Genomic DNA, 15,116 nt, shown 5'->3' on the forward strand with positions numbered 1-15,116 from the left:
CCGGTCAGATAGAGGCGGGGCGGGAAAAGTCCCGCCCCAACTTTGTTTTACAGATCCATCAACAGACGACGCGGGTCTTCAAGCGCTTCTTTAACGCGCACGAGGAAGGTCACGGCGCCTTTGCCGTCCACGATCCGGTGGTCGTAGGACAGGGCGAGATACATCATCGGGCGGATTTTGATCTCGCCGTTGATGACCATCGGACGGTCCTGAATTTTATGCATGCCGAGGATACCGGACTGCGGGGGGTTCAGGATGGGCGAGGACATCAAGGAGCCGTAGACACCACCGTTGGAGATGGTGAAGGTGCCGCCCTGCATTTCCGCCATGGACAGTTTGCCGTCACGCGCACGTTTGCCTTTTTCCGAGATGGCTTTTTCGATCTCGGCAAAGGACATGATGTCGGCATCGCGGATCACCGGCACGACGAGGCCCTGCGGGGTGCCCGCAGCGACGCCCATGTTGACGTAGTTCTTGTAGACCACATCGGTGCCGTCGATCTCGGCGTTTACTTCCGGCACTTCTTTGAGCGCGTGGCAGCAGGCCTTGGTGAAGAAGGACATGAAGCCGAGGCGCACGCCGTGTTTCTTCTCGAACAGGTCTTTGTACTCTTTGCGCAGAGCCATCACCTCGGTCATGTCCACCTCGTTATAGGTGGTGAGCATGGCGGCGGTGTTTTGCGACTCTTTGAGACGACGCGCGATGGTCTGACGCAGTTTGGTCATTTTCACGCGCTCTTCGCGGGCGGCGTCTTCGGCCGGACGCGGAGCAGCAGGTGCAGCCGCCGGAGCAGGTGCAGCCGCCGGTTTGTTCAGCGCGTTCAGCACGTCTTCTTTCATGATGCGGCCATCTTTGCCCGAACCAGACACAGAGGACGGATCGACGCCTTTTTCGGCCATCAGCTTGTTGGCCGACGGCGCATTCTCGACGTCTTTGCCGGAAGCGGCAGGCGCGGAGGCCGGAGCCGCCGCAGGTTTCGCAGCTGCGCCACCAGCGCCCGAGGACATCTCGGCCAGTTTGCCACCAGCAGCCACCGTGTCGCCTTCGTTTGCGACGATGGCGGTCAGGGTGCCCGCAGCCGGGGCCGGCACTTCGACGGAGACCTTGTCGGTTTCCAGCTCACAGAGCATCTCATCGGCCTCAAAGCTGTCACCCACGGCTTTGAACCAGGTGGCCACAGTGGCCTCGGTCACGGATTCGCCAAGGGTCGGCACCATGATGTCGACGGAGCCACCGGAGGCGGCGGGTTTGTCTTCGACCATTTCGGAATGGTGACGGGGCGCGACCTCTTCGGGGCCGGCGTTGCCTTCTTCGGAGAGCGTCGCCAGGAGCGCGTCAACGCCGACGGTTTCGCCCTCGGCGGCGACGATTTCACCCAGCACGCCAGCGGCGGGGGAGGGCACTTCGACGGTCACCTTGTCGGTTTCCAGCTCGCAGAGCATTTCATCGACCGCCACGGTGTCACCCGGTTTCTTGAACCAGGTGGCAACGGTGGCTTCGGTCACGGATTCACCCAGGGTCGGGACGCGGACTTCAACGGACATAGGATTACCCTTCGATATTGAGCGCATCGTTCACGAGCGCTTGCTGTTGTGCTTTGTGTTGCGAGGCCAGACCCGTGGCGGGCGAGGCGGAGGCGGCGCGACCGGCGTAGACCGGACGCGTGTGCTTGGCTTTGATGCGGCTGAGCACCCATTCGATGTTGGGCTCGACAAAGGTCCAGGCGCCCTGGTTCTTGGGCTCTTCCTGACACCAGACGATCTCGGCGTTTTTGAAGCGTTCAAGCTCCTTGACCATCGACAGCGCCGGGAACGGGTAGAACTGTTCGAGACGCAGGATGTAGGTGTCGTCCTTGCCAGCGGCGTCGCGGGCCTCCAGCAGGTCGTAGTAGACCTTGCCGGAACAGATCACGACGCGCTTGATGTCCTTGTCCGCTTTCAGTTTGATGTCGGACTTGGCGGTGCCGTTGTTGGCGTCGGCATCGTCCCAAAGCACGCGGTGGAAAGACGAGCCGTCGGTGAAGTCAGAGGCCACGGAGGTCGCGAGTTTATGACGCAGAAGCGATTTCGGCGTCATCAGCACCAGAGGTTTGCGGTAGGAGCGGTGCAACTGGCGACGCAGGATGTGGAAGTAGTTCGCAGGCGTCGAACAGTTCGCCACGATCCAGTTGTCCTGACCGCACATCTGCAGGAAGCGTTCGAGACGGGCGGAGGAGTGCTCCGGGCCCTGACCCTCATAGCCATGCGGCAAAAGCATCACGAGACCGGACATCCGCAGCCATTTCGATTCACCCGAAGAGATGAACTGGTCGAACATGATCTGCGCGCCGTTGGCGAAGTCGCCGAACTGGGCTTCCCAAAGCGTCAGCGCGTTCGGTTCGGCCAGCGAGTAGCCATACTCGAACCCGAGCACGGCGTACTCAGAGAGCATCGAGTCGATGACCTCGTAATGCGCCTGACCCTCACGGATGTGATTGAGCGGGTAGTAGCGATCCTCGGAAGCCTGGTCGATCAGGCCGGAGTGACGCTGCGAGAAAGTGCCGCGTGTGGAGTCCTGACCGGCCAGACGCACCGGGTAGCCCTCGGTCAGAAGCGAGCCGAAGGCCAGCGCTTCGCCGGTCGCCCAGTCAAAGCCTTTGCCCTCTTCGAACATCTTCGCCTTGGCGTCCAATTGACGACCCACGGTTTTGTGCAGGTTAAAGCCCTCGGGCGCCTGCGTCAGCGAACGGCCGATTTGCGCCATGGTGTCTTCGGAGATCCAGGTCTGACCGCGCTGATACTCGTCGCCCTCTTTGTTGATGTGCGACCAACGCCCGTCGAGCCAATCGGCCTTGTTCGGTTTAAAGGTCTTTCCGGCCTCGAACTCGTCGTTCAAGAGCGACTGGAAGGCCGCTTTCATGTCCTCGATCTCGCCCTCGGGGATGAGACCATCGGCCACGAGGCGCTCGGTGTAGAGCTGCAATGTGGTCTTGTGCCGCTTGATGTTGGTGTACATCTGCGGGTTGGTGAACATCGGCTCATCGCCTTCGTTGTGACCGAAGCGGCGGTAGCAGAAGATGTCGATGACCACGTCCTTGTGGAACTTCTGACGGAACTCGGTGGCCACTTTGGCGGCGTGCACCACGGCCTCCGGGTCGTCGCCGTTGACGTGGAAAATCGGGGCCTCCACCATGAGCGCGATGTCGGTCGGGTAGGGCGAAGAACGCGAAAAATGCGGCGCGGTGGTGAAACCGATCTGGTTGTTCACCACGATGTGGATCGTGCCGCCGGTGCGGTGACCGCGCAGACCGGAGAGGCCGAAACATTCCGCCACGACACCCTGACCCGCAAAGGCCGCGTCACCGTGCAAAAGCACGGGGATGACGGAACTGCGGGTCGGGTCGTTGTTCTGGTCGGTCTTGGCGCGACATTTGCCAAGGACAACCGGGTTTACCGCCTCGAGGTGCGAGGGGTTGGCGGTCAAGCTGAGGTGGACTTTGTTGCCATCGAACTCACGGTCGGAGGAGGCGCCGAGGTGATATTTCACGTCGCCGGAACCATCCACGTCCTCGGGCTTGAACGAGCCGCCCTGGAATTCGTTGAAAATCGCGCGGTAGGGTTTCGACATCACATTGGCCAAAACGGACAGACGCCCGCGGTGCGGCATGCCGATCACGACCTCTTTCGCGCCGAGGTTGCCACCGCGTTTGATGATCTGTTCCATCGCCGGGATGAGGCTTTCGCCGCCATCAAGGCCGAAGCGTTTGGTGCCCATGTATTTCACATGGAGGAATTTCTCAAAACCCTCGGCCTCAACCAGTTTGTTCAGAATGGCGCGACGACCGTTCTTGGTGAACTGGATTTCCTTGCCCAGACCTTCGATCCGCTCCTTGAGCCACCCGGCTTGCTCCGGGTCGGAAATATGCATGTATTGCAGCGCGAAGGTGCCGCAGTAGGTGCGTTTCAACACGTCGATGATCTGGCGCATCGAGGCGTGCTGAAGGCCCAACACGTTGTCGATGAAGATCGGGCGATCCATATCGCTCTCGGTGAAGCCGTAAGAGCGCGGATCGAGCTCCGGGTGCGGTTCCTGGTCGCGCATCTTGAGCGGGTCGAGATCGGCGATGAGGTGGCCCCGAATACGGTAGGCGCGGATGATCATGATCGCGCGGATGCTGTCGAGCACGGCGCGTTTGATCTGGTCTTCAGAGACAGCGACGCCTTTTTCAGCGGCTTTCTCTTTGATCTTTTTGCCGGCGGCGTTGGCGGCCGCGGCGGGTTCGGCCCATTGACCGTCCAGAGCGTGGGTCAGCTCGTCATTCGGCACCGGCGGCCAGTCCATGCGTGCCCAGGACGGGCCTGCCGCTTCGGCGGTGACATCTGTTGCCGCATCTCCGAGAGATTGGAAAAACTCGGCCCAGGAGGCGTCCACGGAACTGGGGTCCTGGGTGTACTGGGCGTAGACCTGTTCGAGGTATTCCGCATTGTGCCCCTGCATAAAGGAGGAGGCATGGAAGATGTCGTTGGGGCTCTGGTCGTTCATCGGTGTGACCTTGATCTGGGGTGCGTTTCCGTTTCGAGGGCAGGATCGCGTTGCCTTTTGTGGGTGCGCCTGCGCCTTTCTTTACAAAGGGCGCAGGCGAATTTTGTCAAATGCGTTTCACGCGCGGGCCTTAGCCTTTGGCAATGGCTTCCTGCACGGCCTCACCCAGCGTGGCCGGGCTGTCGGCCACGATGATGCCTGCGGATTTCATTGCTTCGATCTTGCTCTCCGCGTCGCCTTTCCCACCGGCGACGATGGCGCCTGCGTGGCCCATGCGGCGGCCCGGAGGGGCGGTGCGGCCTGCGATGAAGCCAGCGGTCGGTTTCCAGCGGCCTTTTTTCTTCTGCTCGGCGAGGAATTCGGCGGCTTCTTCTTCGGCGGAGCCCCCGATTTCACCGATCATGATGATGGAGGTGGTTTCCGGGTCATCGAGGAACATGTCGAGCACGTCGATGTGCTCGGTGCCTTTGATCGGGTCGCCGCCGATGCCCACAGCGGTGGACTGGCCAAGGCCCAAGTCAGACGTCTGTTTCACAGCCTCATAGGTCAGCGTGCCGGAACGGCTTACGACGCCCACGGAGCCACGCTTGTGGATGTGACCCGGCATGATGCCGATTTTGCAGGCGTCCGGCGTGATGACACCCGGGCAGTTCGGGCCGATCAGGCGCGAGGAGCTGTCGACCAGCGCGCGCTTCACCTTCATCATGTCGAGCACCGGAATGCCCTCGGTGATGCAGATGATCAGTTCCATCTCGGCATCAATCGCCTCAAGGATCGAGTCCGCTGCAAACGGCGGCGGCACGTAGATCACGGACGCATTGGCTTCGGTGACGTGCTTGGCTTCGTGCACGGAGTTGAAGACCGGCAGGTCGAGGTGGGTCGAACCCCCTTTGCCCGGCGTCACGCCGCCAACCATTTTGGTGCCATAAGCGATGGCTTGTTCAGAGTGGAAGGTGCCTTGCGAGCCGGTGAAGCCCTGACAGATCACCTTGGTGTTTTCATCTACGAGAATTGCCATGTGGCATCTCCTTTAATGTCGGTGCGGACGAACCGCGATTTCTCTAAGCAGACCTGGATGCTCTGCGTGAACTACTCTTTCTCGAGGCGGACAGTGATAGTGCCATTCCCACCCACGATCTGGAAACCCGCGCGTGCTCTGAGCGAAGTGCCGGATTTCACAAAATACGTTCTGGAGGAGCCGCCCCCGAGTGTTCTTGTCTCTTGCGTGTAGCCTTTTGCTTTAAGCGCCTGAGAGGTTAAGCTCAAAGCTCGCTGAACTCCGCTAATGCCGCCGAGATGGGATACGTAGCACGCATTCCCTTGCTTCCCATTGACATTCACGGGGTTCCCGAAAAGACCGCCAGTACTGTAACGCCAAGCGCCAAGTGCCGTTTTTTGGAAGCCATCAGTCTCGAGTGAGGCAAGCGGTGTGCCGTTCTGAAGAAGATCGGCACATGCTCCAATGCCATCTACGACGTGACTTTCGACAAGCTGCTGCTTGTTCCCCGTCTCGGACTGTGCCGAAGCAGGGGCGCTAACAGCTGGTTGTGTTGTCGATTGGCACGCGGTGAGGGCCAACATAGAACAAGCTACAAGAACACCAGTCAAACGCATCAGGTTACCCTTTGACCGCTTTAACGATTTTCTGGGCGCCGTCTTTGAGATCGTCCGCCGCGATGACATCGAGGCCGGAAGTGTTGATGATCTCTTTGCCGAGCTCCACGTTGGTGCCTTCGAGACGCACAACGAGCGGAACCTGCAGGCCGACCTCTTTCACCGCCGCGATCACGCCTTCGGCGATGATGTCACAGCGCATGATGCCGCCGAAGATGTTCACGAGGATACCTTTAACGTTCTCATCGGAGGTGATGATTTTGAAGGCTTCGGTCACTTTCTCCTTGGTCGCACCGCCGCCCACGTCGAGGAAGTTGGCAGGCTCTGCGCCGTAGAGTTTGATGATGTCCATGGTGGCCATGGCAAGACCCGCACCGTTCACCATGCAGCCGATCTCACCGTCAAGCGCGATGTAGTTCAGGTCGTGCTGGGAAGCGGCCAGTTCTTTCGGATCTTCTTCGGTCTCGTCGCGTAGGCCAACGATGTCGGCGTGGCGGTAAAGCGCGTTGCCGTCAAAGCCGGCTTTACAGTCGAGACATTTCAGATCGCCGGTGTCGGTCACGATCAGCGGGTTGATTTCGAGCATCTCCATGTCTTTGTCGATGAACAGACGATAGAGGTTGGAAATCAGCGCGGCGCACTGTTTGACCTGCTTGCCTTCGAGGCCCAGAGCGAATGCGACGCGGCGGCCGTGGAAGCCCTGAAGGCCGGTGGCCGGGTCGATGGAGAAGGAGAGGATTTTCTCGGGCGTCTTGTCGGCCACTTCCTCGATGTCCATGCCGCCCTCAGTCGAGGCTACGATGGACACGCGGGAGGATTGACGGTCGACGAGCAGAGCGAGGTAAAGCTCTTTTTCGATGTCGGACCCATCTTCGATGTAGATGCGGTTCACTTGCTTGCCAGCCGGGCCGGTCTGGTGCGTGACCAGCGTGTGGCCGAGCATGGCGTTGGCTTCCTGTGCGGCTTCCTCGACGGATTTCGCGAGACGCACGCCGCCTTTTTCGCCAGCGCCGGCTTCCTTGAAGGAGCCTTTGCCGCGACCACCTGCGTGGATCTGGGCTTTCACGACCCACAGCGGGCCGTCAAGCTCACCGGCTGCGGTTTTCGCATCGGCTGCATTGAGAACGACACGACCGTCCGAAACCGGCGCGCCGTATTCCTTGAGAAGGGCTTTCGCCTGATACTCGTGGATATTCATTAGAGATGTCCTCTCCCTGGTTCGATTGCCTTCGTATATGCCATTGGCTGCGGGGCATAAGAAATGGTTTTTTGGCCTGTTGGCGGTAAAACGCTCGTGTTTTGGCGATTTGTGATCACAGGAAAGTTTCGTGTGATCACAAAAAACATATTCCAATTCGTTTTTCGAATCGACCACCAAATTTTAACCGTATTTGAGGCTTTTAGAGAGGCGCGCCCAAGAGAGGCGGAGGTGTTAAACGCTAACATGACCCTCTCTCTCACTGGGCGCGACGCTTTCGCGCGGCTGCGCACAGGTCGCTTTCCTTGCCTGTCGGGCGCAGATTGCGTATCGAAGGACAAAGACTCACCCACTGACATTTCGGGGATAAATCATGAAAGTAATCGGATCAAAAGCCACTCTGGCGCTCGTCGCTGCTCTGGCCATGCCCGTGGCGGCGCAAGCCGGCGAATTCAGCCTCTCTGTCTACGGTGGCTACCAAACCGCGCCGCATAGCGACGTGTCTGGCACCGATGGCGGGACCGATTTCGATTTCAACGCGGGCTGGGACGGCGAAAGCACAGCAATGCCGCCCTACTACGGCATTCGCGGCACCTGGTGGGTGCGGGACAATTTCGGCTGGATCGCGGATTTCAACCACACCAAGGTTTACGCCAATGATGAGACCCTGGCCGACAGCGGGTTTTCGACGCTTGAGTTCACGGACGGTTTGAACAATTTCACCGTGGGCCCGATCTGGCGCTGGCCGGGTCTGTGGAACAATTTCACGCCCTATGCGAGCGTCTCCGCAGGGGTCGTGGTGCCGCATGTCGAGGTGGAGACGCCCTATTCGTCGAACTCGACCTTCGAATATCAACTCGCGGGGCCGAGCATCGCGCTTGTTCTGGGCGCCAGCTATGAGCTGAACGACCGTTGGGATCTCTTCACCGAGTACAAAGGCACCTACAGCCAGCTTGACGTCGATCTCGATGGCGGTGGCAATCTTGAGAGCGACATCATCACCAATGCGCTGAACTTTGGTGTGACTTACAAGTTCTGATCCATCGCCGGAACGCGATAGAAAAGCCGGGCCCCCGTGTCCGGCTTTTTCGTGCCTGGCTTTTTCGTGCCTGGCCTTTTCACATCTCAAGCCCGGCCTTGGCCAGAATTTCGCCGTCCCTCTCCCGCAAAAGTGCATCGAAGGTGGCGCGTGTCAGGTCCAGATCGTCGCAGTCTTTGGGCATAAAGGGATCGAGGTGCAATCGGTCGAGCGCCAAGAGGCTTTCCGCTTGACGCGCATCGAGCGATTGCACCCCCTCCACAAGCCGCAGGATCTCGCGCGGGCGATCGGCGTGGTTACGGGTAAAGCGGTATTGTGCTTCGCGCGCCTCGCCGATTTTACGTTTCGGACCGGAATAATTTTCGAAGGATTTCTTGAGCAGCTTGATTGCATAGTGCAGCGGCGTGAGCCCGTCGAAATGCAGCAAAAGACGTCTGTTTGTTGACGTCAGGAGAGGTTTCGGGCCAGTCCCGAGCGCTTTGGGGTGATGCACCCCCATCTCCCATTTCTGTCCTGTCGGCACGATGGTTTTGCCGGTGTGATGCCCGGTGAGCCCTTGAGAAAGGAACTTGCCGAACCGACCGTAGAGCGCCTGTATATCCTCCGGCGCCAAGACGATTGGGTGTCGAAATCCGCCCTCGAACAGCATCTCGCCGGGAGAGCCGGGCAGGTAGGCGCGCTCGGCATTGCGGATGACGAGGCCTTTGCTGCGATCCGCTTTGACCAACGCTTTGGAAAGTGCGGCGCCGTCGGAGATGAATTCATCGACGTCGCAATGCAAAACCCAGTCGCAGGTCGTGCTTTGATAAACGCTGGTCGAGACGAATTTCTGCCGTCCGGTGTGGCGCTCCGGGCGGCGGCCCTGGTTGACGCGGTCCCAATGTGCCTGATCGCAGGTCGTGATGAAAATCCCGTCCCGATCCCCGATCAGTCGCACCACCTCGGGGTTCGGACGGTCGAGAAATACGTGCACTTCGGAGGCGCCGATGGCCCTGTGGTGCCGGGCAAAGGCCGCGATCAAAGGCGCGGGTTCATCCCCCAAAGCGGCCACGGCCCAAGTGGGAGCGCCCCCCGCCATCAGGCGATCTGTCCCAGTTTGGCCGCAAGTGTTTCGGCGACGGCTTCGGCGGCGCGGGCAGTGTTCGGGTCTTGCAAAAGGCGCGCCATCTCTTGGGTCACGGCTGCCTCGTGTTGGTGGTGACCGGTCTCTTCGCGCGCGTTGAAATTCTTGGCCGCGTAGAAGTCTTCATCCCGCTGCACCTCTTGCGGATTGGCAAAATAGCCGTCGCCGCGCTGGCGTTTGAGGGCAAACATATCCGGCGTGCGGATCGAGAAATGCAGCACGCGTCCGAGCTTATAGGGCTGTTTTTCGACATTGATCCGGTTGAAGGGCACGCGTTTGGTACGGTCGAAAAACCGGGGCTCCATGTCGGTGCCTGCGGAGTTGAGTGCCCGGAAATTTTCCGGCGTTACGTCAGGCGCCAAAATAGGGCGGTGGATGTCCAGCGCCTCGATGGCGTCGGACCACCGGAACAGGGTTTTGACCTGTGTCGATTTGCCTTTCCACACGGGCGCGGCACCGGTGAAGGCGGTGGAAATATGCCGTCCGGGCCAATGCGTATGCCCGCTGTCGCCCATGAAGCGCCAGGCGATGGAGACGGAGGAGGCCTTTGCCGCCTCGGCCGCCGCGATGATGTGCTCCACCGTTCCGCCTTGGGCGGGCAGCAGAAATTCGTCCGCGTCGAGCCACATCACCCAATCGCCGTCCCGGAAAAAGCCGCTGTCTTTCGCAAGACGCGCGGCATGGGTTTGCGGCGGAATGCCCTCTGGGACGATCTGTTTCACATGGGTAATTTCGCCCGCCGCATCGAGCGCGTCGAGCAGCGTGTCGGAGCCATCGTCACAATCGTTAGAGGTGATGAAAATCTCCGTAAACCCGATGATCTTGTGATAGGCGATCCACTCCAAAAGAAACGGCCCCTCGTTCTTTTGCGCGGAAAACAGGACGCGGCGGGCGGGCGAGGTTTGGGGATCGGGAGAGGTCAAAATGAAATGCTCTGTCTCGGCTTTGAAGGGGTTGCGTCAGGTTAGCAGGGGCTGAGGTCCCTTGAAACACGAAAAAGCCCGCGGAGTGTGTCCGCGGGCTTTCGAATTGAGGCTCTCTTTCGAGATCAGGCGTCTCAGGCGAGCGAGCCGTCGATGCCTTTACACGCGTCCATCAGGCCTTTCACGGCGTCGACGGATTTGTCGAACATCACTTGCTCTTCTTTGGTCAGCTTGATGTCGATGACTTTCTCGATGCCGCCAGCGCCGATCACTGTGGGCACGCCCACATACATGTCGGAGACGCCAATCTCGCCGTTGCAATATGCGGCACAGGGCAGCACGCGCTTCTGGTCTTTGAGGTAGGCTTCGGCCATCTCGATGGCGGAGGTCGCCGGGGCGTAGAAGGCGGAGCCGGTTTTCAACAGGCCAACGATTTCGGCGCCGCCGTCACGGGTGCGCTGGACGATAGCGTCCAGTTTCTCTTGCGTGGTCCAGCCCATTTCGATCAGGTCGGGGAGCGGGATACCGGCAACGGTGGAGTAGCGCACGGAGGGCACCATGGTGTCGCCGTGACCGCCCAGAACGAAAGCGGTGACGTCTTTCATGGAGACACCGAATTCGACGGAGAGGAAATGACGGAAACGCGCCGAGTCGAGCACGCCAGCCATGCCGCAGACCTTGTTCGCCGGAAGACCGGAGAATTTCTGCAAAGCCCAGACCATCGCGTCGAGCGGGTTGGTGATGCAGATGACAAAGGCGTCGGGGGCGTGTTTGGCAATGCCTTCGCCGACGGATTTCATGACCTTGAGGTTGATGCCCAGAAGATCGTCGCGGGACATGCCCGGTTTGCGTGCCACACCGGCGGTCACGATGCAGACGTCTGCGCCTGCGATGTCCTCATAGGACTGGGTGCCGGACATGGTGGCGTCGAAGCCTTCGGACGGGCCGGATTCAGCGATGTCGAGCGCTTTGCCTTCGGGCAGGCCTTCGGCGATGTCAAAGAGGACGATGTCGCCGAGTTCTTTGAGGGCTGCGAGGTGGGCAAGCGTGCCGCCGATATTGCCGGAGCCGATGAGGGCAATCTTGGGTCGGGCCATGAGTTTGTCTCCAATCTGTTTGTGAGATTGGCGCATGGGTAGCCCTTTGCTGGCTTTCGTGCAAGTCTGTGCTGCGCTGCCGCGACGTGGCTGTCGGGTCTGGTGGCGCTAACCCCTCGATATTTTCAGGGAAAAACCTCTCGTTGCCCAAAGGCTGTGCTGATGACGCTCGATCTCAATTTCTACCTTTTCGCCGTGCCAGCGGTGATTTTTGCGGGCATGTCCAAGGGCGGTTTCGGCTCCGCTGCGGCCTTTGCTGCCACGCCTTTTCTGGCCTTGATTCTCACGCCGGGGCAGGCGGTCGGGCTGATGTTGCCGCTGTTGATGGTGATGGATGTGACCGCCGTCAGGTTGTTTTGGCGCAAATGGGATCTGCGTGTGGCGGGTGTTCTTATCCTCGGCGCCATTCCCGGAATTGTGATCGGAACGCTGCTCTATGGCGTGGCCGATCCCGCCCTGTTCAAGCTTTTGATCGGCCTCGTCGCGATTGGATTCGTGCTCTGGCAAGTGGCGAAAGCGCGGAGTTGGATCAGGCCGCCGAAACGTGAACTCGGTACGGGAGCCGGGCTGTTTTGGGGTGCGGTGACGGGACTGACCAGTTTCATTTCCCACGCCGGCGGTCCGCCTGCCGCCGTCTACATGCTGTCGAAACGCATGGATAAAACCACCTATCAGGCGTCCAGCGTGCTGACTTTTTGGGCGGTGAATGCGATGAAAGTCGTGCCCTATGCCTTTGTCGGCATTTTCTCGAAAGAGACCCTGATTGCCGATCTGACCCTGATCCCGGCAGCCGTTTTGGGCGTGCTCTTCGGGGTCTGGATGCATCACAAAGTGCCGGAAAAACTGTTCTTCGGACTGGCCTATGTGTTTCTTGTCATCACCGGCAGCAAATTGATCTGGGAGGTTTTGGTGTGACGGACAGTATTTGCATTCGCCCCGCAACAGCCGGTGATTTCGACGCCTGCCATGCACTTTACAAGGCTCTGGTCGGTGAGGTTGCCGTAGCGGATGCGGCGCAGTTTGCCAAGGTTTTGGCGCAATCGGGCACGACGGTTTTCATCGCGGAGAAAGAGGGCAAAGCCGTGTCCATGGCGACGGTGCATCTTTTGGAAAACATGACATATGGCGGGCGCCCTATGCCTTGGTCGAGAATGTGGTGACCCTGTCCAAGCATCGGGGCCAGGGGCTGTCACGCGCGGTGATGCGCCATATCGAGGAGGTGGTCTGGGCCGCGCAGGGCTATAAAATCATGCTGTTGACCGGGCGCGACTATGGCGCGCGCGGATTTTATGAGGCCATTGGCTATGACGGCGAAGAAAAGGTCGCGATGATCCGCCGCCGCACGCCGCCGCGCAAAGCCACTTAGGCGTCGTCGCCCTTGGCCACGGCCACTTCGGCGAGGGTTTCAAAGGCCTGACCGGAGGCGATCAAACAGGTGATGCCGTTGGGGTTGGTCACGAGAATCGTCCAGGTGCCGGTCTCGTCAGAGGCAAAGACCTCGACCACGCCGGAATTGGGCGCAAGGCCGATGGATTGGCGGCTTTCGCCATACTTGCTTGTGAGCCGATCCAGAATCTGGTCGCGCTGGGCGCAGTTTTGTTGCGCGGATGCCGGGGCGGCTACGATCGTTGTGGCCATGAGCAGCGCGGCTCCGGTCAGAGTGGCAATCCGTGTCGTCATCGTCTTGTCCTTTTCTGTTTCGGCGCGACCTGTCTGAAAGATTTGGTGCGCGGGTGTCCGGTGCTGGGCTGTCCCTTTTTCTAACGTGCCGGTATGGATCTCAGCCTGCCGAAAAAGGGTTAAAAAAGCGGTTACCGTAGCGCGCTGCGCTTGGGGTTTTCTTTCTGCAACGCAGGGAAATTCTGCGCTGCGGAAAATTTACCCTTGCGAATTGGTGCGTTTGTGTGGCCTCTTGCGCAATAATATTGCGGAGGAAAAGAATCAAATGACCCAAGTCGCCAACCGTCCCTATCGCTCGGCTCTCTATATCCCAGGTTCGAAAGAACGTGCGCTGGAAAAGGCCAAGGGGCTGGCCTGTGACGCGATCCTGTTCGATCTTGAGGACGCCGTGTCGCCCGATGAAAAAGTCAAGGCGCGCGGCCTGTTGAAAGAGACGTTGGCGCAGGGCGGCTACGGCAATCGGGCCAAGATCGTGCGGGTCAACGGCTTTGACACCGAATGGGGGCGCGACGATGTAGCGGCTTTTGTTGGTGCTGATATTGACGGGATTCTCCTGCCGAAAGTCGAAAGTGCGGCGATGGTCGAGGAGCTGGCACAGGCCATTCCCGATGTGCCGCTCTGGGCGATGATGGAGACGCCGAAGGGGATGCTGAACGCCGCAGAGATCGCCGCACACCCGCGCATGGCGGGGTTCGTCATGGGCACGAACGATCTGGCGAAGGAGCTGAACACGCGGTTCCGGGCTGACCGTTTGCCGATGATGGGGGGCTTGCACATGTGCCTGATCGCGGCGCGCGCCTATGGGGTGATTTGCCTCGATGGGGTCTATAATGCCTTCAAGGATGACGAAGGTCTCAAGGCCGAATGCGAGCAGGGGCGTGACATGGGGTTTGACGGCAAGACGCTCATTCACCCGGCGCAATTGGAGATCGCCAACACGGCCTTCGCACCAAGCGAGGCGGAGATCGATCTGGCCGAACGTCAGATCGCGGCCTTCGAGGAGGCTGAGGCAAATGGTCAGGGTGTTGCAGTTGTCGATGGAAAAATCGTCGAAAACCTCCATATCGTGACGGCACGGGCGATGCTTGCGAAAGCGGAGGCGATCAAGGCCCTGACATAAACACGATATACGGAGTACACGCATGACCCTTCTTAGTCTCGGACTGCTGTTCTGGGTGGCCGCCCATCTGTTCAAACGACTGGCGCCGGAGATGCGCGGGGGGATGGGAGAGAAAGGCAAGGGGCTTGCGGCGCTGGGCATTTTGGTGGGGCTGATCCTGATGATCGTCGGCTACCGGATGAGCGGGACGCATGATCTCTACGCCCTGCCGACCTATCTGCGCCATGTAAACAACACGCTGATGGTGATTGCGGTGTTTTTGTTCGCGCTCGGGCATTCCAAAAGCCGCCTGCGTGGCAAGATGCGGCATCCGATGCTCACCAGTGTCGTGGTCTGGGGCGTGGCGCATCTTTTGGTGAATTCGGATGCGGCCTCTCTGGTGCTTTTTGGTGGCATGACGCTTTGGGCGCTTGTCGAGATGGCATTGATCAACCGGGCGGAACCGGCGCCTGAGCGGTATAAAGGCGGCAGCCTGGCGGGTGACATCCGTCTGGTGGTGATTTCTCTCGTGGTCTTCGGCGCGATTGCCGGGGTACATATCTGGCTTGGGTATAACCCGTTTCCGATGTGATGGAGTGAGAGATGAAAGCCTACAGGTTGCTGACCGAAGAAGACACATCGGCCTTTTGTCACAAGGTGACAGAGGCTCTGAACAAGGGCTGGGCGCTTTACGGCGACCCCAGCTACGCCTTTGACGCCGCATCAGGAAAGATGCGGTGCGCGCAGGCGGTGATCAAGGAGGCCGAGGGGGAATATTCGCCCGAGGTGAAGCTGGGACAGCTATAGTGGGAGGACCATTGA

At 59.7% G+C, this 15,116-nt stretch carries 15 protein-coding genes; 7 read left to right on the forward strand and 8 right to left on the reverse strand.

What is annotated here, in order from left to right; all coding sequences use genetic code 11:
- Nucleotides 1–47: 47 nt before the first annotated feature.
- From odhB to sucC, 4 genes are all read right to left on the reverse strand, one after another.
- A complete protein-coding gene (gene odhB, locus HCZ23_RS13570; protein ID WP_167602284.1) occupies nucleotides 48–1,544 on the reverse strand; it encodes a 2-oxoglutarate dehydrogenase complex dihydrolipoyllysine-residue succinyltransferase in 1,497 nt (498 codons plus the stop codon).
- Between the two features lie 4 nt (nucleotides 1,545–1,548).
- Nucleotides 1,549–4,521: a 2-oxoglutarate dehydrogenase E1 component gene (locus HCZ23_RS13575; RefSeq protein ID WP_167602285.1), complete on the reverse strand. Its 2,973-nt coding sequence runs from the start codon at nucleotides 4,519–4,521 to the stop codon at nucleotides 1,549–1,551.
- Between the two features lie 130 nt (nucleotides 4,522–4,651).
- Entirely contained in the window at nucleotides 4,652–5,539 is an 888-nt protein-coding gene (gene sucD, locus HCZ23_RS13580) for a succinate--CoA ligase subunit alpha (protein WP_167602286.1), read from the reverse strand.
- A gap of 600 nt (nucleotides 5,540–6,139) precedes the next feature.
- Nucleotides 6,140–7,333 (reverse strand): ADP-forming succinate--CoA ligase subunit beta, encoded by a 1,194-nt coding sequence (gene sucC, locus HCZ23_RS13585; protein ID WP_167602287.1) that lies wholly within the window; start codon nucleotides 7,331–7,333, stop codon nucleotides 6,140–6,142.
- A 373-nt stretch (nucleotides 7,334–7,706) separates the two neighbouring features.
- On the opposite strand from sucC, the gene HCZ23_RS13590 reads away from it, so the two are divergent.
- Nucleotides 7,707–8,372 (forward strand): outer membrane protein, encoded by a 666-nt coding sequence (locus tag HCZ23_RS13590; protein ID WP_167602288.1) that lies wholly within the window; start codon nucleotides 7,707–7,709, stop codon nucleotides 8,370–8,372.
- A gap of 79 nt (nucleotides 8,373–8,451) precedes the next feature.
- Here HCZ23_RS13590 and HCZ23_RS13595 read toward each other — a convergent pair whose 3' ends face one another.
- From HCZ23_RS13595 to mdh, 3 genes are all read right to left on the reverse strand, one after another.
- Nucleotides 8,452–9,450, reverse strand: a complete 999-nt coding sequence (locus HCZ23_RS13595; protein ID WP_167602289.1) for a glycosyltransferase family 2 protein — start codon at nucleotides 9,448–9,450, stop codon at nucleotides 8,452–8,454.
- Complete coding sequence (locus HCZ23_RS13600; protein WP_167602290.1) at nucleotides 9,450–10,418, reverse strand: glycosyltransferase family 2 protein; 969 nt, start codon at nucleotides 10,416–10,418, stop codon at nucleotides 9,450–9,452. The genes HCZ23_RS13595 and HCZ23_RS13600 overlap by 1 nt, the downstream gene beginning before the upstream one ends.
- Nucleotides 10,419–10,552: 134 nt before the next feature.
- Entirely contained in the window at nucleotides 10,553–11,515 is a 963-nt protein-coding gene (gene mdh / locus HCZ23_RS13605) for a malate dehydrogenase (protein WP_167602291.1), read from the reverse strand.
- Nucleotides 11,516–11,677: 162 nt separating this feature from the next.
- Here mdh and HCZ23_RS13610 point away from each other — a divergent pair, with 162 nt between their 5' ends.
- The 3 genes from HCZ23_RS13610 to HCZ23_RS13620 are packed head-to-tail and all read left to right on the forward strand — an operon-like array spanning nucleotide 11,678 to nucleotide 12,881.
- Nucleotides 11,678–12,430 (forward strand): sulfite exporter TauE/SafE family protein, encoded by a 753-nt coding sequence (locus HCZ23_RS13610; protein WP_175580909.1) that lies wholly within the window; start codon nucleotides 11,678–11,680, stop codon nucleotides 12,428–12,430.
- A complete protein-coding gene (locus HCZ23_RS13615) occupies nucleotides 12,427–12,675 on the forward strand; it encodes a hypothetical protein (RefSeq protein ID WP_167602292.1) in 249 nt (82 codons plus the stop codon). Before HCZ23_RS13610 ends, HCZ23_RS13615 begins: the two co-directional genes overlap by 4 nt.
- A complete protein-coding gene (locus HCZ23_RS13620) occupies nucleotides 12,657–12,881 on the forward strand; it encodes a GNAT family N-acetyltransferase (protein WP_167602293.1) in 225 nt (74 codons plus the stop codon). Before HCZ23_RS13615 ends, HCZ23_RS13620 begins: the two co-directional genes overlap by 19 nt.
- Here the strand turns inward: HCZ23_RS13620 and HCZ23_RS13625 are convergent.
- On the reverse strand, nucleotides 12,878–13,153 hold the full coding sequence (locus HCZ23_RS13625; RefSeq protein ID WP_167602553.1) for a hypothetical protein: 276 nt from the start codon (nucleotides 13,151–13,153) through the stop codon (nucleotides 12,878–12,880). The genes HCZ23_RS13620 and HCZ23_RS13625 overlap by 4 nt on opposite strands.
- Before the next feature lie 307 nt (nucleotides 13,154–13,460).
- On the opposite strand from HCZ23_RS13625, the gene HCZ23_RS13630 reads away from it, so the two are divergent.
- The 3 genes from HCZ23_RS13630 to HCZ23_RS13640 are packed head-to-tail and all read left to right on the forward strand — an operon-like array spanning nucleotide 13,461 to nucleotide 15,101.
- Nucleotides 13,461–14,315 carry a CoA ester lyase gene (locus tag HCZ23_RS13630; protein WP_167602294.1) on the forward strand — a complete coding sequence of 285 codons (855 nt, stop codon included), beginning with the start codon at nucleotides 13,461–13,463 and terminating at the stop codon, nucleotides 14,313–14,315.
- Nucleotides 14,316–14,337: 22 nt separating this feature from the next.
- The gene (locus tag HCZ23_RS13635; protein ID WP_167602295.1) at nucleotides 14,338–14,886 is read left to right on the forward strand and encodes an NnrU family protein; all 549 of its coding nucleotides are present in this window, start codon (nucleotides 14,338–14,340) and stop codon (nucleotides 14,884–14,886) included.
- An 11-nt stretch (nucleotides 14,887–14,897) separates the two neighbouring features.
- On the forward strand, nucleotides 14,898–15,101 hold the full coding sequence (locus HCZ23_RS13640) for a DUF1737 domain-containing protein (RefSeq protein WP_167602296.1): 204 nt from the start codon (nucleotides 14,898–14,900) through the stop codon (nucleotides 15,099–15,101).
- Nucleotides 15,102–15,116 lie beyond the last annotated feature (15 nt).

The organism is Celeribacter sp. HF31 (assembly GCF_011806455.1).
Classification (GTDB): Bacteria; Pseudomonadota; Alphaproteobacteria; order Rhodobacterales; family Rhodobacteraceae; genus Celeribacter.